Annotated in this window: 16 protein-coding genes; 7 read left to right on the forward strand and 9 right to left on the reverse strand. The window is 68.4% G+C overall.

The window, feature by feature from the left end; all coding sequences use genetic code 11:
- The first annotated feature begins 38 nt into the window (after positions 1 to 38).
- Positions 39 to 2,507, forward strand: coding sequence for an ATP-binding protein (locus FBX97_RS02795; protein WP_141828720.1), 2,469 nt, complete (start codon positions 39 to 41; stop codon positions 2,505 to 2,507).
- Positions 2,508 to 2,694: 187 nt separating this feature from the next.
- On the opposite strand, the gene FBX97_RS02800 is transcribed toward FBX97_RS02795, so the two are convergent.
- Together FBX97_RS02800 and FBX97_RS29935 are read right to left on the reverse strand one after the other, a co-directional pair.
- Positions 2,695 to 3,648: an MBL fold metallo-hydrolase gene (locus FBX97_RS02800; protein WP_141828721.1), complete on the reverse strand. Its 954-nt coding sequence runs from the start codon at positions 3,646 to 3,648 to the stop codon at positions 2,695 to 2,697.
- 95 nt (positions 3,649 to 3,743) lie between these two features.
- A complete protein-coding gene (locus FBX97_RS29935; RefSeq protein WP_255517388.1) occupies positions 3,744 to 4,088 on the reverse strand; it encodes a MarR family winged helix-turn-helix transcriptional regulator in 345 nt (114 codons plus the stop codon).
- 136 nt (positions 4,089 to 4,224) lie between these two features.
- Between FBX97_RS29935 and FBX97_RS02810 the strand changes: the two genes are divergently transcribed.
- On the forward strand, positions 4,225 to 5,400 hold the full coding sequence (locus FBX97_RS02810; protein ID WP_141828723.1) for an HPP family protein: 1,176 nt from the start codon (positions 4,225 to 4,227) through the stop codon (positions 5,398 to 5,400).
- A gap of 54 nt (positions 5,401 to 5,454) precedes the next feature.
- Positions 5,455 to 7,620, forward strand: coding sequence for a gluconolaconase (locus FBX97_RS02815; protein ID WP_141828724.1), 2,166 nt, complete (start codon positions 5,455 to 5,457; stop codon positions 7,618 to 7,620).
- 1 nt (position 7,621) lies between these two features.
- Here the strand turns inward: FBX97_RS02815 and FBX97_RS02820 are convergent, their stop codons facing one another.
- Together FBX97_RS02820 and FBX97_RS02825 are read right to left on the reverse strand one after the other, a co-directional pair.
- Positions 7,622 to 8,308: a UPF0149 family protein gene (locus FBX97_RS02820; protein WP_141828725.1), complete on the reverse strand. Its 687-nt coding sequence runs from the start codon at positions 8,306 to 8,308 to the stop codon at positions 7,622 to 7,624.
- Between the two features lie 105 nt (positions 8,309 to 8,413).
- On the reverse strand, positions 8,414 to 9,460 hold the full coding sequence (locus FBX97_RS02825) for an alpha/beta hydrolase (RefSeq protein WP_185748447.1): 1,047 nt from the start codon (positions 9,458 to 9,460) through the stop codon (positions 8,414 to 8,416).
- Between the two features lie 228 nt (positions 9,461 to 9,688).
- Between FBX97_RS02825 and FBX97_RS02830 the strand changes: the two genes are divergently transcribed.
- Positions 9,689 to 10,708 carry a serine/threonine protein kinase gene (locus FBX97_RS02830; RefSeq protein ID WP_141828726.1) on the forward strand — a complete coding sequence of 340 codons (1,020 nt, stop codon included), beginning with the start codon at positions 9,689 to 9,691 and terminating at the stop codon, positions 10,706 to 10,708.
- Positions 10,709 to 10,826: 118 nt separating this feature from the next.
- A complete protein-coding gene (locus tag FBX97_RS30335) occupies positions 10,827 to 13,523 on the forward strand; it encodes a hypothetical protein (protein ID WP_141828727.1) in 2,697 nt (898 codons plus the stop codon).
- A gap of 165 nt (positions 13,524 to 13,688) precedes the next feature.
- On the opposite strand, the gene arfB is transcribed toward FBX97_RS30335, so the two are convergent.
- The 5 genes from arfB to FBX97_RS02860 form a co-directional block, all read right to left on the reverse strand.
- Positions 13,689 to 14,087 carry an alternative ribosome rescue aminoacyl-tRNA hydrolase ArfB gene (arfB, locus tag FBX97_RS02840; protein WP_141828728.1) on the reverse strand — a complete coding sequence of 133 codons (399 nt, stop codon included), beginning with the start codon at positions 14,085 to 14,087 and terminating at the stop codon, positions 13,689 to 13,691.
- Positions 14,084 to 15,067 carry a PHB depolymerase family esterase gene (locus FBX97_RS02845; RefSeq protein ID WP_255517265.1) on the reverse strand — a complete coding sequence of 328 codons (984 nt, stop codon included), beginning with the start codon at positions 15,065 to 15,067 and terminating at the stop codon, positions 14,084 to 14,086. Before FBX97_RS02845 ends, arfB begins: the two co-directional genes overlap by 4 nt.
- Before the next feature lie 93 nt (positions 15,068 to 15,160).
- Positions 15,161 to 15,565: a hypothetical protein gene (locus FBX97_RS02850; RefSeq protein WP_141828729.1), complete on the reverse strand. Its 405-nt coding sequence runs from the start codon at positions 15,563 to 15,565 to the stop codon at positions 15,161 to 15,163.
- Between the two features lie 112 nt (positions 15,566 to 15,677).
- Positions 15,678 to 16,253, reverse strand: a complete 576-nt coding sequence (locus tag FBX97_RS02855; protein WP_141828730.1) for a TerD family protein — start codon at positions 16,251 to 16,253, stop codon at positions 15,678 to 15,680.
- Between the two features lie 32 nt (positions 16,254 to 16,285).
- Positions 16,286 to 17,323 carry a DUF475 domain-containing protein gene (locus tag FBX97_RS02860; RefSeq protein ID WP_141828731.1) on the reverse strand — a complete coding sequence of 346 codons (1,038 nt, stop codon included), beginning with the start codon at positions 17,321 to 17,323 and terminating at the stop codon, positions 16,286 to 16,288.
- 146 nt (positions 17,324 to 17,469) lie between these two features.
- Here FBX97_RS02860 and FBX97_RS02865 point away from each other — a divergent pair, with 146 nt between their 5' ends.
- Both FBX97_RS02865 and FBX97_RS02870 read left to right on the forward strand, forming a co-directional pair.
- The gene (locus FBX97_RS02865) at positions 17,470 to 17,889 is read left to right on the forward strand and encodes a divergent PAP2 family protein (protein WP_141828732.1); all 420 of its coding nucleotides are present in this window, start codon (positions 17,470 to 17,472) and stop codon (positions 17,887 to 17,889) included.
- A 198-nt stretch (positions 17,890 to 18,087) separates the two neighbouring features.
- The gene (locus FBX97_RS02870; protein ID WP_141828733.1) at positions 18,088 to 19,221 is read left to right on the forward strand and encodes an efflux RND transporter periplasmic adaptor subunit; all 1,134 of its coding nucleotides are present in this window, start codon (positions 18,088 to 18,090) and stop codon (positions 19,219 to 19,221) included.
- The last annotated feature ends 6 nt before the right edge of the window (positions 19,222 to 19,227 follow it).

The raw sequence follows: 19,227 nt of genomic DNA on the forward strand, positions 1-19,227 counted from the left end.
ACTGCGAATCTATGCGGGAGGTATGCGAAAATCACCTCATGGCTGATATTCTGCGTACTACCGCCGGCGTAGGCGGCGACAGCGAAGCAAGGCGCCTCCTGCGCGAACGTGACTGGAGCGCCACCCCGCTCGGGCCGGCGGACAGCTGGCCGCCCGAGCTGGCAACCGCCGTCTCGATGGTGGTCAGCTCTACCTTCCCGATGTTCCTGGCCTGGGGCTCGGGACTCACCTTCCTGTACAACGACGCCTACATCTCGGTCCTCGGCGACAAGCACCCGGCCGCCTTCGGCGCGCCCTTCCACGAAGTGTGGTGGGAAATCTGGCATGACCTCGGTCCGATCGCCGACCGCGCGCTGTCCAACAAGTCGGCCTATTTCGAGGACATGCCGCTGCTGATGGAGCGCAAGGGCTACAGCGAGCAGACCTTCTTCACGTTTTCCTATTCGCCGTTGCAGGATGGCCGCGGCCAGGTGCAGGGCATGTATTGCACCTGCATCGAAACCACCGGCCGCGTGCAGGCCGAACGGCGCGCCGCCTTCGAGCTGGCGCTGGCCGACGCGCTGCGTCCGCTGAAGACCAGCGCCGACGTGATCCGCACCGCCAGCACGCTGCTGGGCGAGACGCTGGGTGTCGACCGCGTCGTCTACGGCGAGGTCGACGCCGTCCGCGGCGCCTTCGTGGTGGAACGCGACTGGCACCAGCCCAGTCTGCCCAGCCTGGCGGGCAGCCGCTACGCGTTCGACGTCTTCGGCCCCGAGGTGGCGCGGGCCGGGCGCAGCGGCGAAGTGGTGGCGGTCGCCAACGTCGCCGTCGACAGCCGCACCGCCGCCTTCCGCGATGCCTATGCCGCGCTGGGCGCGGTCGGCTACCTGCTGGTACCGCTGGTCAAGGCCGGCCAGCTGGTGGCCTTCCTGGCGCTCGCCTGCGGACGTTCGCACCGCTGGAGCGAATGCGAGATCGCGCTGGCGCGCAGCATGGCCGAGCGCCTCTGGACCGCGGTCGACCTGGTGCGCGCCCACGCCGCACTGCGGGCCGAGCGCGACCACAGCCAGACCATCCTGGATTCGATCGCCGAGGGCTTCATCCTGATCGACCACGACTGGACCGTCCTCGAGATCAACGCCGCCGGCTCGCGCCTGGCGCGCCGCACGCCCGCGCAGGCGATCGGCCGCAACCACTGGGATGTCTGGCCCGAGAACCTGGACACCGACGCCGAGCGTCTCTACCACCGCGTGATGCGCGAGCGCGTCGCCGGCACCGCCGAATTCCTGTATGTCGCGCCGGACGGGGTGGCGACCTGGCTCGAGCTGCGCGCCTACCCGGCGCGCGACGGCGGCCTGGTCTGCTTCTTCCTCGACATCACCGAGCGCAAGTGCGCCGAAGAGAAATTGCGCGCCGCCGACCAGCGCAAGGACGAGTTCCTGGCGATGCTGGCGCACGAGCTGCGCAACCCGCTGGCGCCGATCAGCGCCGCCGCCGAGCTGCTGAAGATCGGCCGTCTCGACGAGGCGCGCGTGCGCCACAGCAGCGCCATCATCGGGCGCCAGGTCAAGCACATGACCAGCCTGGTGGACGACCTGCTGGACGTCTCGCGCGTCACGCGCGGGCTGGTCACGCTGGCACGCGCGCCGGTGGCGGCGCGCACCATCGTCGACGAGGCGATCGAGCAGGTGCGTCCGATGTTCGAGGCGCGCCGCCAGCACCTGGCGGTGGACCTGACGGACCCGGACGCCACCGTCATAGGCGACAAGGCGCGCCTGGTGCAGGTGCTGGCCAACCTGCTGAACAACGCCTCCAAATATTCCCCCGAGGGCCGCCGCATCGAGGTCGGCGCGCATGCCACCGCTACCCAGCTGCTGCTGAGCGTGCGCGACGAGGGCATCGGCATGGAGGCGGCGCTGACCGCCCACGTGTTCGACCTGTTCACCCAGGCGCAGCGCTCGTCCGACCGCTCGCAGGGCGGCCTCGGACTGGGCCTGGCGCTGGTCAAGCACCTGGTCGAGCTGCATGGCGGCACGGTCGCCTGTTCCAGCCCCGGCCCGGGGCAGGGCAGCCGCTTCGACGTCGCGCTGCCGCTGGCGGAAATGATGAAAGAGGCCGTCGCCGCCGAGCCAGAAGGCGACCCATCGACGGCCGCCCCGGCGCCGCTGCGCCTGCTGGTGGTGGACGACAACGTCGACGCCGCCGCCACGCTGGGCATGCTGCTGGAAGCCTGCGGTTATGCGGTCGAGGTGGAAAACGATTCGCGCAGCGCGCTGGCACGGGCGCTGGCCACGCCGCCGCAGGCGGCCCTGCTCGACATCGGCCTGCCCGACATGGACGGCAACGAACTGGCCCGGCGCCTGCGCGCCGACCCGGCCACGCGCGATATGGTGCTGGTGGCGGTCACCGGCTATGGACAGGAACAGGACCGCAAGGCGGCGCTGGAGGCGGGCTTCGACCATCATCTGGTGAAGCCGGTGGATATGGAGAAGCTGACGGAAGTGCTGGCGGGGATCGGGCGGTAGCGCCCGGATCGGACAACAGAATAGTTGACTTGTGCCTGTCGTCCGTGCGAAGGCAGGGACCCAAGTTTGCTTGCGCTGCCAGTGGCACATGCCAACGGCCCGCGATGAACTTGGACCCCTCCCTGCGCAGGGGCGACGAGCAAGCGTCGTAGGTACTAAAAAACGCTCGCTCAGTGCATCGGAGCGCTCAACGCATCTGCGTATAGTTCACCGGAATCCAGCGGTACCCCTTGCCCTGGCTGGCGATATGCCCCAGTCCCGGGAACTGCAGGTGCGCGCCGCCGACCAGGTAGCCGTTCCTGGCGGCGTCGTCGAACACCTTCTTGCGCGACGCGTAGGCCGCCTTTTCGTCGCTGTCGAAGCCGATCGTCACCTGAGGATTGTCGAACTGGACCGATGCAACGTGGATCAGGTCGCCGATCAGCACCAGCTTCTGGCCGCGGCTCTCGACCACGTAGGTGGTGTGGCCCGGGGTGTGGCCCGGCTCCGGCAGGGCCGAGACGCCCGGCACCAGCGGGCCGGCGGCGTCGATGGTCTTGAATTTGCCTGCCTGCACATACGGATTGATTGAGGCCATCGCGCCCTGGAAGCCGCCTTTCTTGTCGGCCGGGGCCTTGTCCATGTTGGCCTTGTTCAGCCAGTAGTCGGCGTCGCCCTTGCCGGCGCGCACGACCGCGTTCGGGAAGGTGCGCTGGCCGTTGCTGGCCAGGCCGCCGACGTGGTCGCCGTGCATGTGGGTGATGTAGATCTCGTCGATCTGCTCGGGCTGGTAGCCGGCCGCCTTCAGGTTGTTGACGAACTTGCCGAGCGTCGGGCCGAACAGGGCACCGGCGCCGCTGTCGACCAGCACCAGCTTGGTGCCGGTATTGATCAGGTAGGCGTTGTCCGAGGTTTCGGTCGGCGCCTTCATGAAATTCTTTTCCAGCGTGCCGCGCGTCAGTTCCGGCTTCTGGTGCAGCAGCTGGTCCATCGGCAGGTCGACGGTACCGTCGTTGATCGGGGTGACTTCGATGTCGCCCACCATGATGCGGTAGAAGCCGGGGGCCGGGGTCTTCACCATCGGGGCGGCGGCGTGGGCCGAACCGGCCAGCAGGGCGGCGGCGACCGCTGCGAACAAGGTGGTCTGGAATGTCTTTTTCATGTTCTTGTCCTTCATGTCGAGAGGGGAGGTGTTTACACAACCCGGCTAATCGTACATGAATGCGGCCTCGGCCGTTGGTGGACGTTCAAGAATCGTCAATCCAGCCTGGGAATCGTGAACACGCCCTGCAGGGCGCGCAGTTCGGTGCGGTGGATCTCGGCCAGGCGCACCAGGATCGCTTCGCCGGCCGGCAGCAGATGGACCTCGACCCGACGCCGGTCGCCGGCATGGCTGCGCCGTTCTACCAGGCCGGCGGCTTCACAGCGCGTCACCAGCGCCACCACCCCGTGCTGCTTGGCCTGCAGGCGTTCCGCCAGCTCACCGACCGTGGCCCACTCGCGCCCTGCGAAACCCTTGATGTGGAGCAGCAGCAGGTATTGCAGCGGCGTGATGCCGGCGGCCTGCACCGCCGTTTCCGAAAAATGCTCGTAGCGCCGCATCTGGTAGCGGAACTCGGACAAGGCTGAAAAATCGGCTTTGGACAGGGGGCGGGTCACGGCGGGCAGTGAAGCTGGGATGGCCACGAATATATCACAAAGTGATACACTTACCTTCCCGATAATCTTGCCCCTCCCTATGCTGGACAAAAGTGTGGACTGGCTGCGCACCTTCGTGCCGCAGCCGACGACGATTTCACGCGCCGAACGCGCGCGCGCGGTGGCCGGTGCCATGGTCGGCCTGTTCGTGACCTTCATCCTGAGCGAGATCGTGGGCAGCGCCGCCGGCACCATGCCGGCCGCCCTGGTGGCGCCGATGGGCGCCTCGGCGGTGCTGCTGTTCTGCGTGCCGGCCAGCCCGCTGGCCCAGCCCTGGTCGGTGATCGGTGGGAACACCATCGCGGCCCTGATCGGGGTCGCCTGCTACAAGGCGGTCGGCAACCCGGTGCTGGCGGCGCCGCTGGCCGGCGCACTGGCGATCTTCGTGATGTTCTTCCTGCGCTGCCTGCACCCGCCCAGCGGCGCGGTGGCGCTGACCGCGGTGCTGGGGGGGCCGGCGGTGCAGGCGGCCGGCTTCGGCTTCGCGCTGCTGCCGGTGTGCCTGAACTCGGCGCTGATCGTGCTGGTGGCGCTGGTCTACAACAACCTGACCGGACGCCGCTACCCGCATCCGCAGGGCACGGCGCTGCGCAACGTGCACGCCACGAAGGACCCGGTGCCGACTGCACGCCTCGGCTTCACCAGGGAAGACCTGGACGCGGCGCTGGCGCATTACGGCCAGGTGCTCGACGTCAGCCGCGACGACCTCGAGGAGATCCTGCTGGAGACCGAGATGCGCGCCTTCGAGCGCCGCTTCGGCGTCGTCACCTGCGCCGCCATCATGTCGAAGGATGCGGTGACGGTGGTGCCGGCGCTGCCGCTGGACGCCGCCTGGCACATGCTGCGCCGCCATCATCTGCATGCGCTGCCGGTGCTGGACGGCCAGCGCCATGTGGTCGGCATGATCGGCCAGGACGATTTCCTGCGCCACGTCGGCATCGACGACTACCAGACCCTGCGCGCCCGCCTGCGGGGCCTGCTCGGCCACCTGCTGGGCATCCGCGCCGACCGCCCGGCGACGGTGGCCGAGGTCATGCAGTCGCCGGCCAGGACGGTCCGCTTCGACGCGCCGATCGCGGAACTGGTGCCGGTGATGAGCAACCGCGGGCTGCATCACATCCCGGTGGTCGATGCGGACGAGGTGTTCGTGGGGATCGTCAGCCAGTCCGACCTGCTGGCGGCCGTCTATGAAAGCCGTCTGGGGAACGCTGCGTAGGAGGCGGCGCCCTTCGGTTAAACTTGCAGCCTCAGCAACAAGCAGGCAACCAGTGTGAACCGAAAACCCCTGATCGCAGCGCTCGTATTCGGCGCCGGCCTGGCCGCCGTCGCCGGCCTGTACTTCGTCTTCGACTACTGCCAGCCGCCCACGCCCGGCCGCCCGGTCTGGCTATCCGCCGAAGCCCCGACCCGGACCGCATGGACCGCGCGCGTGGCGACGCTGGCCGGCGACGGCATCGAGGGCAGCGCCGACGGTGCCGCAGCGGCCAGCCGCTTCAGCGACCCCTTCGGCACTGCGGTCGACGCCCACGGCAACGTGTATGTGGCCGACGGCAGCCGCATCCGCCGCATCGGCCCGGACGGCGTGGTGAGCACCTTCGCCGGCGGCCGTGCCGGCTTCGCCGACGGCCCGGCCGCCACGGCCGCATTCGACACGCCGTCGGCGCTGGCCATCGACCGCCTCGGCAACCTGGTCGTGGCCGACACCGGCAACAACGCGATCCGCAAGGTGGCACCCGACGGCAGCGTGAGCACGCTGGCGGGTGGCGGCGAAGCCGGCTACCTCGATGGCGTGGGCCGCGCCGCCCGCTTCGACGGCCCGGTCGGCGTGGCGGTCGGCCGCGACGGCACGGTCTGGGTGGCCGATACGTACAACGACCGCATCCGCCGTATCGGCCGCGACGGCAGCGTGACCACGGTGGCCGGCAGCGGCACACCCGCCGGTCTGGACGGCATCGGCGCCGCGGCCGCCTTCGATACCCCGACCGCGATCGCGGTGAGCAAGGACGGCGTGCTGTTCGTCGCCGATACCGGCAACGACGCCATCCGCCGCATCGACAAGGATGGCAGCGTGAGCACGCTGGCGGTGCCGCTTGAAGACGAGCAGGGCGCCAACGGCCAGCGCGCGCTGCTGCGGCGCCCGGTGGCGCTGGCCCTGACCCATGACGGCTACCTGTACATCGGCGGCGCCGGCGGACGTATCGTCCAGCGTGCCCCCGACGGCCAGTATCGCGCGCTGCCGGATGCCGACCGCCCGCCGCAGGCGAGCTACGCCAGCGACGGCAGCGTGCGCCTGTACGCCCCGCGCGGCATCGCCGTGCGGCGCGACGGTGCGCTGGTGGTGTCCGATGCACAGGCGCTGCAGGTGTTTTCGCTGGCGCCGCCACGCGCCGCGCCGGGTAGCGCCGTGGCGGCCGCGCCACTGCGGCCGGCCATGGCGCCGGCAGCCGCCGCGGCGGCCATGCCGGCCATGCCGTGGCCGGTGGGCCCGCAGGGAGAGCCGCATGAAGTCGTCGGCGTGATGGGCGAGGTGCGCGGCAATTACAGTGGCGAGAGCCGCGACCATTTTCACGCCGGGCTCGACATCCGCGCCGACATCGGCACGCGCGTGCTGGCGATCCTGCCGGCGACGGTCAGCGATCCTTACCCGAACTGGGCGTTTGGCGAGCTGGGAGAGGGCATGAGCCTGGGTCCGCTCAACTATATTCACATGCGCGTCGGACGCGACAGCGGCGGCAAGGCGCTCGACGCGCGCTTCCAGCTGCTGCGTGGCGCCGACGGCAAGCTGGATCGGGTGCGCGTGCGGCGCGGCGCCCGCTTCGCAGTCGGCGACGCCCTCGGCACCATCAATCCGATGGCGCACGTCCACATGGAGTACCACCCGGGCGGGGCGATGGTCAATCCGCTGACGCTGCCTTTTGCCGGCCTGCGCGATACGGTGGCGCCGCGTATCCAGGGCATCGCCCTGTACGACGCCGGCGGCCGCCGCCTGCCGGCGAAGAAGGGCCGCCGGCTGGTGGTGGCGCGCGCGCTCGGCCAGGTCGCGATCGTGGCCGACGTCTACGACCAGATGGACGGCAACCTGGCGCGGCGCCGGCTCGGTCTCTATAAACTGGGTTACCAGCTGCTGCAGGCGGACGGCAGTCCGGTGGCCGGCTTCGAGGCGCCGCGCATCACGCAGGTGTACGACCGCCTGCCGCGCGAGCACGAGGCGGTGAAGCTGGTGTATGCCGACAGCAGCGGCATCACGGTATACGGCAGCAAGGCGACGCGCTTTGCCTATGCCGTCAACAATACCTTGCAGGGCGGGGTGGCGCTGCCCGGCAGCTGGCAGGTGGATGCGCTGGCGCCGGGCGACTATATCCTGCGCATCTATGCCGCGGATTACGGCGGGCAGGTGGCGCTGGAGGGGCGCGACCTGGCCATCACGGTAGAGTAAGTTACCCCTCGGCCCCGCAGCACTTCTTGAACTTCTTGCCGCTGCCGCAAGGGCAGTCGTCGTTGCGGCCGACCTTCGGCTCGTCGCGCTTCACGGTCTCGACCGCGCCCTTGCGGCGCGGCAGCCAGAAGCGGTAGATGCCCGGCAGGTTGGCTTCGATCTCGAGCGCCAGCTTGTGTGCCTTGCGCGGGTTGTCGACCTCGGCCAGTTCTTCTTCCTCGATCTCGTCGGCGCCCAGCAGGTAGATCGGGCGCATCAGCGGACCGGCTTCCGAGTCCCAGACCGGTGCCCAGGCATCGGCGCGCAGTTCCAGGCCTTCCCAGAAGCCCCAGCACCAGCCTTCGGGATCGATCAGGGTCTCGCCTTCATATTCATGCTCGACGTACAGCGGCTCGAATTCCTTGGGTGAGACTTCGAAGGTGATCAGGATCTCGTTCATGAAGCGCATGATCAGGTTGACGATGCGCTGTTCTTCCTTCGGGTTCTTCCATTGCGGCGCGGTCTTGTCTTCGCCCCACACGCGCGGCAGCCATTCGGCCGGCATGATGGTTTCCGGACCCACGGCGATCGCGGTCAGGTAGCCGTGCAGCGTGTCCAGCGTCATGGCGTCGTCGGCGCAACGGTCGGACAGCAGGAAGTTGTCGAGGTCGTCGAATTCTTTTTCGGAAAGGGGTTGTTCGAGGTTCATTATTGCGTGATGTCGGTGCGTTGAATCCGCAAGTGTAACGCCTGCGCCCGCGGATGGGCATAAAAAGCGCATCCCATCCGCGGCGCGGCTGCTGGTTGATGCTGTTTAGTGCTTGGCTGCGAACGCCTTCTTCAGGGCGTCGGCTGCATACTGCTCGGCATCCTTGGCCTTCGGCTCGACCGCGCCCATGCCGAAGAATTCGTGGGTCACGCCGTCGTACAGCTTGTAGTCGACCTTGACGCCGGCCGCCTGCAGCTTGTCGGCGTAGGCCTTGCCTTCGTCACGCAGCGGGTCGATCTCGGCGGCGATGACGGTCGCCGGCGGCAGACCGTTCAGCGACGCGTTCTTCAGCGGCAGCGCGTACGGGCTCTTCGGATCGGCGCCGTAGTGCTTGAAGAACCAGGCCATCATCGGCTTGTTGAGCGGCTTGGCGTTGGCGTTCTGCTGGTACGACGGACGGTTCATGTCGTTGTCGACCACCGGATAGACCAGCAGCTGGTGCACCGGCATCTGCGCCTTCTTGTCGCGTGCCATCAGCGACACCACGGTCGCCAGGTTGCCGCCGGCCGATTCGCCGCCGACCGCCACCCGCATCGGGTCGCCGCCCCATTCCTTGGCGTGCTGCAGCGTGTAGGTGTAGGCGGCGTAGGCGTCTTCCGGCGCGGCCGGGAATTTATGCTCGGGGGCGCGGCGGTAATCCACCGAGACGATGATCGCCTTGGCCATCTTGGCCAGCGCGCGCGGCGAGGCGTCGTACACCTTGGTGTCGGCGATCACGAAGCCGCCGCCGTGGTAGTACATCATCACCGGCAGCGGACCCGCGCCGGCGCCGTCCGGCACGTAGACGTGCAGCGGGATGGTGCCGCCGCCATTGGCCGGGATGTTCAGGTCCTTGACGGTCACGCCCGGCTCCGGCGCGGTGCTTTTCTTCATGTCGGTCAGCACTTTCTTGACGCCGTCGGCCGGGGTCGGCTGCAGGCGCGCCTGCTCGGGCGACAGGGTCTCGATCGGCTTCGGTTTCAGCGATGCCTGGGCATCGAGCACTTTTTGCATTGCAGGTTCCGCCTTCGGCGGCTGGGCGGCATCCTGGGCGGCGGCGAAGTTGCAGGCGAGGGCAGCGGCGAGCGCGGTCAGTGGGAGCGCTTTGTTCATGGTTGTTCTCCTTGTGGGGTGAGTCATGCCATGAAACCGCAGACGGACTGGACAGTTCGGTGCGTCCACGCACGTTATGACTGCAATGATTGACATTTTCGTCATTAATTCCAGTGTGATCGCGCGTTAACGTGGGTAGAAGCCGCATTTTCTGCCAAGTCATTTGATTAAATTCGGCAAATCGTGCATGTCGATGCGCAGCGGCGTCACCCGCCTTACAATGTCAACATGGATATTCAGCTTGATAATCAACCGCCGGACGGCCGCGATGGCAGCCATCCGTTCTCCCGGCTCGACCCGCAGATGGTGCTGGACGCCGTCGACAGCGTCGGCCTGCGCGGCGACGGCCGCCTGCTGGCACTGAACAGTTACGAAAACCGCGTCTACCGCGTCGGCCGTGAAGAGGGCCAGCCGGTGGTGGTCAAGTTCTACCGGCCGGAGCGCTGGAGCGATGCCGCCATCCTCGAAGACCACGCCTTCGTGCAGGAACTGGCCGACGCCGAAGTGCCGGTGGTGCCGGCACGCGTGCTCGAAGGGCGCACCCTGCACCGGTTCGGCGGTTTCCGCTTCGCCGTGTTCCCGAGCCGCGGCGGGCGCGCCCCCGAGCTGTCCGACCCCAGCACGCTGGAATGGATCGGGCGCTTCATCGGACGCATCCACGCGGTCGGCGCGGCGCGCGGCTTCACGCAGCGCCCGGCGCTGAACCTGGACACCTTCGGACGCGAACCGCGCGCCTTCCTGGTCGGCCACGGCTTCATCCCGCCGGAACTGCTGACCGCCTATACCAGCGTGCTCGACCAGGCGCTGGACGGCGTTGCCCGCTGCTTCGAGCGCGCCGGCAGCATCGAGCACATCCGCCTGCACGGCGACTGTCATGCCGGCAACGTGTTGTGGACCGGCGACGGTCCCCACTTCGTCGACTTCGACGACAGCCGCATGGGGCCGGCCGTGCAGGACCTGTGGATGCTGCTGTCGGGCGACCGTGCCGAGATGGTGCGCCAGCTCGGCGACGTGCTGGCCGGCTACGAGGATTTCCGCGAATTCGACCCGCGCCAGCTGTACCTGGTGGAAGCCTTGCGCACCCTGCGCCTGATCCATTACTCGGCATGGCTGGCGATGCGCTGGGACGACCCGGCCTTCCCGGCGGCGTTTCCGTGGTTTAATACTCAACGTTACTGGCAAGACCGTATCCTGGAACTGCGCGAGCAGGTGGCGCTGATGGACGAGCCGCCGCTGTGGCCGGTGTGATCCAAACGCCGAATTGGCCGGGGTTTACAGTTCAGCTCCGCGTGACGGCAGCGGTGCGCATCCTGCATAATCGTAACAAGGCCCAGTCCGGGGCCAGAATCACAACCACGAGCCCGCCATGACCGACCGCCACGATCCACCGCATGACGCTACCGCCCAGGACGACACCGATTTCACCATCGACCTGAGACCGGCTGCACCGGTACCGCCCGCCGCGGCGCCGGCGGCGCCGGTCCAGGCCCCGGTGGTGTCTGCATCCGCGCCGGCAGCGGAGCCGGCGGCGGCCGAACCGCAGCGCGAGCAGCTGGAAAAGCGCGCAATCCAGGAAGGCATCGCGCGCGTGGAGGCCGAGGCCAAGGCGGCGGTGGCGGCCGAGAACCGTGCCCATGCCGAGGCGCGCGCCCGCAGCCTGGCCGAGGAACGGGCCGCGATCGACGCCCAGGCCGCTGCCGCGGCGCTGGCCAATGCCCAGGCATCGGAAGAGGCGATCGAAGCCAACCGCGACCGCATCGAAACCCTGCGCGCCGCTGCCAGGGCCGCGGCCGAGCGCCTCGACGCGATGCGCCAGGAAACCGCCGAGCTGCGCGCGCGCGTGCAGTCCGACACCGAGATCCGCCTGGCGGCCGAAGCGCGCCTGCGCGCCGCCGACGAAGCCCGCAAGCGTGCCGAGGAACAGGCCAGGGCGGACGCCGAGCTGGCCCTGCGTGCCGTGCGCGAAGCCGAGGAACTGGCCCAGCACACCGAACAGGCGCGCCTGCAGGCGGCCGAACGCATGGCCGCCGTGCACGCGGCGCGCGAAGAAGTGTCGTACAGCGCCAGTGCCGATGCCCGGGTGGCGATCCTGGCGCGCGAACGCGAGCGCGCCGAAAAGGCCGCGCGCCAGACCGCCGAGAAACTGGCCGCCGCCGAAGCCGAAGCGCTCGACCTGGCCCTGGCGCGCGAGCGTGCCGACCAGGTGGCGCTGGCCTCGAGTTTTGCGCGTGCCGCCGCCGAGGCGCGCGCGCTGGAAGAAGCGCGCGCGCTGGCCCATATCGAGCAGGAACGCGAGGCGATCGCGCTGGCCCAGGCGGCCTCCGAGCGCACCGCCGCCCAGTCGCTGCGCATGCGCCTGGAAACCGAAAAGGAATTGCGCGACGCCGCCATCCACCGCGAGCGGCTGGAACAGATGGCCGAGGACGGCGCCCAGGCGCGGCGCGATGCCGAAAGCCGCATCCTGGCCGCCACCGAGGCGCGCATCGAGGCCGACCGCAAGCTGCGCGAGGTGGCGCTGGAGCGCGCCCACGCGGAGGAAACCGAAGCCCAGCAGTCGCAGGCGCGCCTGGCGGCCGAACGCGAAGCCGCCGAATCGGCGCGCCTGCGCGCCATCGCCGACGAGCACGCGCGCGAAGCCGCGCTGCGCGAAGCCGAGGAGCACGAACGCGCGCGCCGCCTGGCCGAGCAGACCACGGTGCAGAGCCTGGCGCAGGCGGAAGCCCTGGCCACGGCCAACGCTGCCGGGGAAGCCGCGCTGGCCGCCGCCACTGCGGATGCGGAAGCGGCGCTGGCCGCTGCCCATGCCGGCGCGGAGCAGGCCGTCGCTGCAGCCACCGCGGCCGGGGAACAGGCGCTTGCCGAGGCACAGGCCGCCGCGGATCAGGCGCTGACGCAGGCCACCGCTGCCGCAGACGAAGCCCTGGCCACCGCCACAGCCGCCAACGAAACGGCACTGGCCGCCGCCGGCGCGCTGGCGGAAACACAGCGCCAGGCCGCCGAGGCGGCGCAGGCGCGCGCAGCCAGCGCCCAGGCGCTGCTCGACGCCGAGCGCGAGCGCCTGCGCCTGGAGCAGGAAGCGCACGACGCCCACCAGGACCGCATCGAAGCCGAACGCATGCTGGCGGCTGCGGCCCAGGCGCGCATCGCCGCCGACCAGGAGCAGGCGGCATTGGCCCGTGCCCAGTTCGAGGACGAACAGCGCGCGCTGGACATGCGCCAGGCCGCGCTCGACGCCCAGCGCGCCGCCGCTGCCCACGCTGCCGAGCGCGCCGCGCACGAGGGGGCGCTGGCCGAGGCCGAACGCGCCCAGGCCGAACGCATCGCCGCGGAAGCCCGCGCCGACGCCGAGCGCCTGGCCGAACTGACCCGCAACGAAGAAGCCCAGGCCGCCGCCCGCGTGCGTGCCCAGGCGGCGCGCGCGGCCGAGGTGGCGCGCGCCCAGTCCGAGCGCGCCGCGGCCGAGGAGCGCCAGCAGCGCATGGCCGAGGAGGTCGCCGGCGCCGAACGCGAAGCGGCCGACGCCGCGCGCGAGGCGCTGGCGCTGCTGGAGCAGAAACTGTCGGCGCAGCGCCAGCAGGCCGCGGCCGATGCCCGCGCCAGCGAAGCGGCCGCCGCGCGCATGGCGTCCGAACGCGCTGCGGTCGCCGCCGCCGAGGCGCGCGCCAAGGCGGAAGAGGAGAGGGCGGCGCTGGCCCGCGCGCGCGAACTGGCCGAGCAGGCCGCCGCCCAGGCGGCGGCGGAAAAGCGCGACGCCCAGCGCGCCCTGCTGGAACACGCCCAGCACGCCGCCGACATGCAGCGCAAATCGCTCGAAGCGACACGCGAGATGGCGGAAGCCAAGCGCCGCCTGGTCGAGCTGGAAGCCGGCCGCCAGGAAGAGCAGGTCGCCGAACTGGGCGCGCTGCGCAGCCAGATCGAGGCCCGCCAGGCCGAAGCCAAGCAGCGCGCCGAATCCGAAGACCTGGCGCGCGAGGTGATCGGCCGGTTCTCGACGCAGCCGTCGGCGGCCCAGGCGGCAGCTCGGCTGGCGGATGCGGTGGCTAGGCAGCGGAACAATAGCTGAGCAGTGGCGGGCCAAGCAATCAGCGTATGGCCCGCGCCGCAAGAACGTCGCCCCTGCGCAGGCAGGGGCCCAAGTTATATGCGCTGACGTAACGCTTGCAAACTTGGACCCCTGCCTGCGCAGGGGCGACGTTTCAAGTGACGGGGCCGACGTGAGCGTCGCTGATTATTCTGCGACCCTGCCCCGCAACGCCTTGATCTTCCCCGCCCGCACCTTGCCCTCCACCCGGCGGCGCTGCGACCCCAGGGTCGGCCGCGTCGCCTTGCGCGCCTTCGCCACGGAACTCGCCTGATCGACCAGTTCCTGCAGCCGCCGCAAGGCATCTTCCTTGTTGCGCTCCAGGCTGCGCGACTCCTGCGCCTTGATCACCACCACGCCGTCGCGCGTGATGCGGCCATCGTGCAGGGCCAGCAGCCGTTCCTTGACGGCGTCCGGCAGCGACGAGGCCTTGACGTCGAAGCGCGCATGCACCGCGCAGGAGACCTTGTTGACGTTCTGCCCGCCCGGCCCCTGTGCCCGGATCGCGATGAACTCGACTTCCAGCGGATGGATGGCGGCGCTCATGGTTTCACCGATGCCCGCTTGTCGCGGAAGAAGATCCAGGCTTCTTCGGCCAGGTCGACGTCGCGGTTCATGTTGCCGACCAGCTTGCGCAGCCACCACGGCAGGTCGTCGTTCCTGGAGGCGGGCACGTGGCCGCCGCCGTCGATGCGCAGGAATTCGACCTGTACCCGCGCCGGGTCGTGGCCCCAGACGTAGCGCACGGCGGACGTGGGATCGGCCGACTGCAGGTGCGGGATGCGGAAGGATTGCGCCGCTTCCGGAAAGCCGGCCAGGCGGCGCCAGACCGCCACCGATTCCTCGGCGCCGATGCCGGAGCCGCGTTCGCGCAGCACCCAGTTGCCGACCGTGCCGCCGCCATAGGGCATGACCGGGTCGGCGGTGCCGTGCGACACGAATACCGACACCGGCGTGATCGGTGCCTTGCAGCGGCTCTGGGCCGGCATCAGGGCGCTCTGCACGCCGATCGCGGCCAGCCGCGGCGCCAGTTCGATGGCCAGGCGGTAGGCCATGGCGCCGCCGTTGGAACTGCCGAACACGTAGATGCGCTCCGGGTCGGCGCCGAGACGCGCGATGGCAGTGTCGATCAGCTCGGCAATGAAGCCGACGTCGTCGGTGGTGGCATTGGTGGTGGCGTCGGCCCGGCAATCGTTCCAGGCGCGCTTGCCGTTGCGCGTCTTGCTGCCGTCGGGCGCGATCAGCATCACGCGCTCGCGCTCGGCGAGGCGGATCCAGTCTTCGGAGCGGTAGCCGGCGATCGAATCCATGCCGATCATCATCTCGGCGTTGGAACCGTTGCCATGCAACAGGATGACGAGCGGGCGGTTGCTGCGCGCCAGTTTATCCGGCTGCACCACGAGGTAGTGGCGCACGCCCTCGGGCCGCGTCAGGCTGAACTCGTCGATCGTCGATGCGTGCGCAGCCGGCACTGCGGCCAGCATGCAGGCTGCCAGCGCGGCTGCGCCCGCCATCCGTACGTTCATATGCCACCTTTCTTTTCTACAAGCAGCACATGGTGGCACAATGTTTCCAACTTGTCATGTTGCGCACGCGCGAACGGGCACCGGCGCTGCGGGTTACATGCCGCTCGGCGCCACCGGATTGCTGCCGCCGACAACTGCCTTGTCGACGAAATACGAGGTTTCGCCGAAGCAGCTGGTCGGGATGCCGACGTGCTGCGAATAGCTGAGCTGTACGCGCTGGCCCATGGCCGACTGCAGCTGGCGCACCACGGCGTCGTCACGCACCGTGAACGCGAAGCGCTCGGGGATGGCCCCCGGCATGCTCGACAGCAGGATCTCGCCTTCCCAGGTCTTGCACAGCCAGCCCTTCTTCGACAGCTTCTGCAGGTAGCCGGCACGTTCGCCTTCGGAATACGACCAGTTCAGCACGGTCCAGACATACAGCGCGCACAGCGCAGCTGCGATCACGAGGATGGAAGCGATGATGAGGCCGGGACGGCGCGGGCGGGTGATCGGCATGGTCGTTTTCGAATTCGATGATGGGAATAGCTGTAAGGACAACAAGGGCGCGCCCATCATTACCGATGGGCGCGCCCTTGTCAAAAGAATCAGCCGGTAAAGTGCAGCCGATTTACACGTTGACGCCGAACGAGCGCGCCAGCGGCCCCAGACCGCCGTTGTAGCCCTGGCCGACGGCGCGGAATTTCCACTCGCTGCCATAGCGGTAGAGTTCGCCGAAGATCATCGCAGTCTCGGTCGAGCTGTCCTCGGACAGGTCGTAGCGCGCGATCTCGCGTTCGCCGTCGGCGTTCAGGCAGCGGATGAAGGCGCGGCTGACCTGGCCGAAGCTCTGGCGGCGCTGGTCGGCTTCGTGGATGGTGACTGCGAACACGACTTTCTCGACGTCGGCCGGCACCCGGGTCAGGTCGATCTGCAGGCGCTCGTCGTCGCCTTCGCCCTGGCCGGTGCGGTTGTCGCCGGTGTGCTTGACCGAGCCGTCGGTCGAGGTCAGGTTGTTATAGAAGATGAAGTCGGCGTCGCCGCGCACCTTGCCGTCACCGCGCAGCAAAAAGGCGCTGCCGTCGAGGTCGAAGGTGGCGCCGTCGGTCGCGCGCGGATCCCAGCCCAGGCCGATGATGACCTTTTTCAAGTTCGGATCTTCCTTGGACAGGTTGACGTTGCCGCCTTTTTGCAAACTGATTGCCATCTCGATTCCTTTCAGGTGTTATGGGTTGCGGCTCAGGTGCCCTGCAGTGCCTCGCGCCGTTTCCAGCGCACCGACGACCACAGCGATACCAAAATGAAGGCCACGCCGGACAAGCCGGTGAACCATTCGGGGATATGGTACTCGACACTGGCGAACATGATCAGGGCCAGGATACCGATCGCATAATGGGCGCCGTGCTCGAGGAAGACGAATTGTTCCAGCGTGCCCTTGTGCACCAGGAAGACCGTCAGCGAACGCACGAACATGGCGCCGATGGCCAGGCCGAGCATGATGATGACGACGTCCTTGGTGATCGCGAAGGCGCCGATCACGCCGTCGAAGCTGAACGACGCGTCCAGCACTTCCAGATACAGGAAGCCGCCGATACTGCCCTGGGAGATGATCTTGCCCACCGATGGATCGGATTCCTCCTCTTCGAGCAGTCCGCTGAACCAGTTGACGCCGACATACACGAGCACGCCGATGACGCCGGCCATCAGCACCGCCAGCTTGCGCTCTTCGGGCATCAGGCTCATGCAGCCGAACACGGCCAGCAAGGTCAGCAGGATGGCCAGGCCTTCGCTGCCGTACTTGCCGATCTTTTCTTCGATCCAGCCCAGCCAGTGAAGTTCCTTTTCTTCATCGAACAGGAAGTTGAGGAAGACCAGCAGCAGGAAGGCGCCGCCGAAGGACGCCACTTCGGCATGCTTGGAAGTCAGGTTGCGCGCATACTCGTCGGGGCTGTTGACCGCCATGTGCCAGACGTCGACCAGCCCGAGTCCGGTCGCGATCGAGACGATCAGCAGGGGGAACAGCAGGCGCATGCCGAACACGGCGACCACGATGCCGACCGTCAGGAACAGCTTGCGCCAGAAATCGTTCCAGTTGCGCAGCACGGAGGCATTCACCACGGCGTTGTCGAAGGAGAGCGAGACTTCGAGCACACCGAGCACGGCGGCGATCCACAGCGCCTGCAGCAGCCCGGCGCTGCCCCCGTGGTCGTATCCCCACCATGCCGCCAGCGCCAGCAGGATTGCCGTGACCACGAACGACAGCTTGAAATGTTGCATCCAATAACTCCTTGTCTGAAATACCACACTGGACTGCAGTTTAACCGCAACTCCGGCCACGGCGGCGCATCGGATGTCGCCGTAGGCAAGGGCTTCTGCGATAATTCCGCCCGGAATTGCCTCTGTACTAATTAACTGGATAACACATGGACCTGACATATCTGCTGACCCCCGTGCTGACCTGGCTGGTGGTCGGCCCGATCAAATTCCTGATCAACAGCGCGCGCCAGCGCCGCTGGGCTTTCGACCTGGTCGGCAACGGCGGCTTTCCGAGCAACCACAGCGCCACCGTCACCAGCATGGCGACCCTGATCGCCCTGCGCGAAGGCATGGGCCACCCGGCCTTCGGCGTCGCCGTGACCCTCTGCTTCATCGTGATGATCGACGCCAACAACCTGCGCCGGCACGTGGGGCGCCAGGCCGCGGCGATCAACCGCCTGGCGGCCGGCCAGGCCGAACACAAGACCCTGCGCGAGCGCATGGGGCATACCCTGGTGGAGATCGGCGGCGGCATCGTGACCGGCATCCTGATGGGTAACCTGGTCTACCACCTGTTCGTCAAGTAATCCCGGCGCGGGCGTTTGTCGCGCATTTCAAACGCCCGCAGCCGCAGCTCATCCCCAAAATCCGCAGTTCATCCCACGATTTCCACGGTTTGCCTGACCGTGATTGACGCTCAAGTCGGCCTCGCCGATACTGCCCGCTGGCTTTTTGTATCCAACTATTCCAATAAATAACGAGTCCAATTCTCGGGAGATCCACCAATGCTGCGCAAAACCCTGATCGTCCTTGCCCTTGCCTCGGCGCTGTCTGCCTGCGGCAAACCCGGTGCGGACGCCGCCAAGCCCGATGCCGCCAAGCCGGTCCAGTTGCTGGTGTCCGCGGAAGACGTATTGACGGTGCAGAGCGATGCGCTCGCATCCGGCCCGGTGATCACCGGCTCGATCCAGCCGGAACGCAAGGCCGACCTGCGTGCCGAAGTCTCGGCCGTCGTGCTGCAGGTGCTGAAGGAAAACGGCGACCCGGTCAAGCGCGGCGACGTGCTGGTCAAGCTCGACGAAACCTCGATCCGCGACAGCCTGCTGTCGGCCGAGGAATCGCTGCGCGCCGCCACCCAGGCGCTCGACCAGTCGCAGCGCGCGCTGGAGCGCTCCAAGACGCTGCGGGCGTCCGGCATGACCTCGGCGCAAGCGCTGGACGATGCCGAAGTGCGCCGCAATTCGGCCCAGAGCGAAGTCTCGGCGGCGCGCGCGCGCCTGGCGACGGCACGCCAGCAGGTCGGCCGCACCGTGGTGCGCGCGCCCTTCGACGGCATCGTGTCCGACCGCAAGGTGTCGAACGGCGACACCGCCTCCATCGGCAAGGAACTCCTGAAGGTGATCGACCCGACCAGCATGCGCTTCGAAGGCCAGGTCTCGGCCGACAAGATCGCGTCGGTGAAGGTCGGCCAGCCGGTCCTGTTCCGCGTCAATGGTTACGGCGAGCAGCAGTTCAGCGGCGCCGTGCGCCGCATCGACCCGTCGGCCAACGACGTCACGCGCCAGGTCGAGGTGCTGGTCGGCTTCGCCGGCGGCAACCAGCCGCGCGTGGCCGGCCTGTACGCGGAAGGGCGCATCGATGCCGAGGTGGCGGACGCGCTGACCCTGCCGGAAAGCGCGATGGTGAGGAACGGCGACAAGACCTATGCCTGGAAGGTCAAGGGCAATGCCCTGGTCAAGGCCGACCTCGGCGTGGGCGCGCGCGACCCGCGTACCGGCAATTTCGAGATCCGCAACGGCTTGGCGGCCGGCGACACCGTGCTGCGCCATCCGGGCTCGAACCTGAAGGATGGCCAGAAGGTCGAGATGGCGGCGGCCAAAGTCGCCAGCGCCGGCAACGGCGCTGCCCAGGGTAAATAAAGGATA

This window comes from Herbaspirillum sp. SJZ107 (genome assembly GCF_006715485.1).
Taxonomy (GTDB): Bacteria; Pseudomonadota; Gammaproteobacteria; order Burkholderiales; family Burkholderiaceae_D; genus Telluria.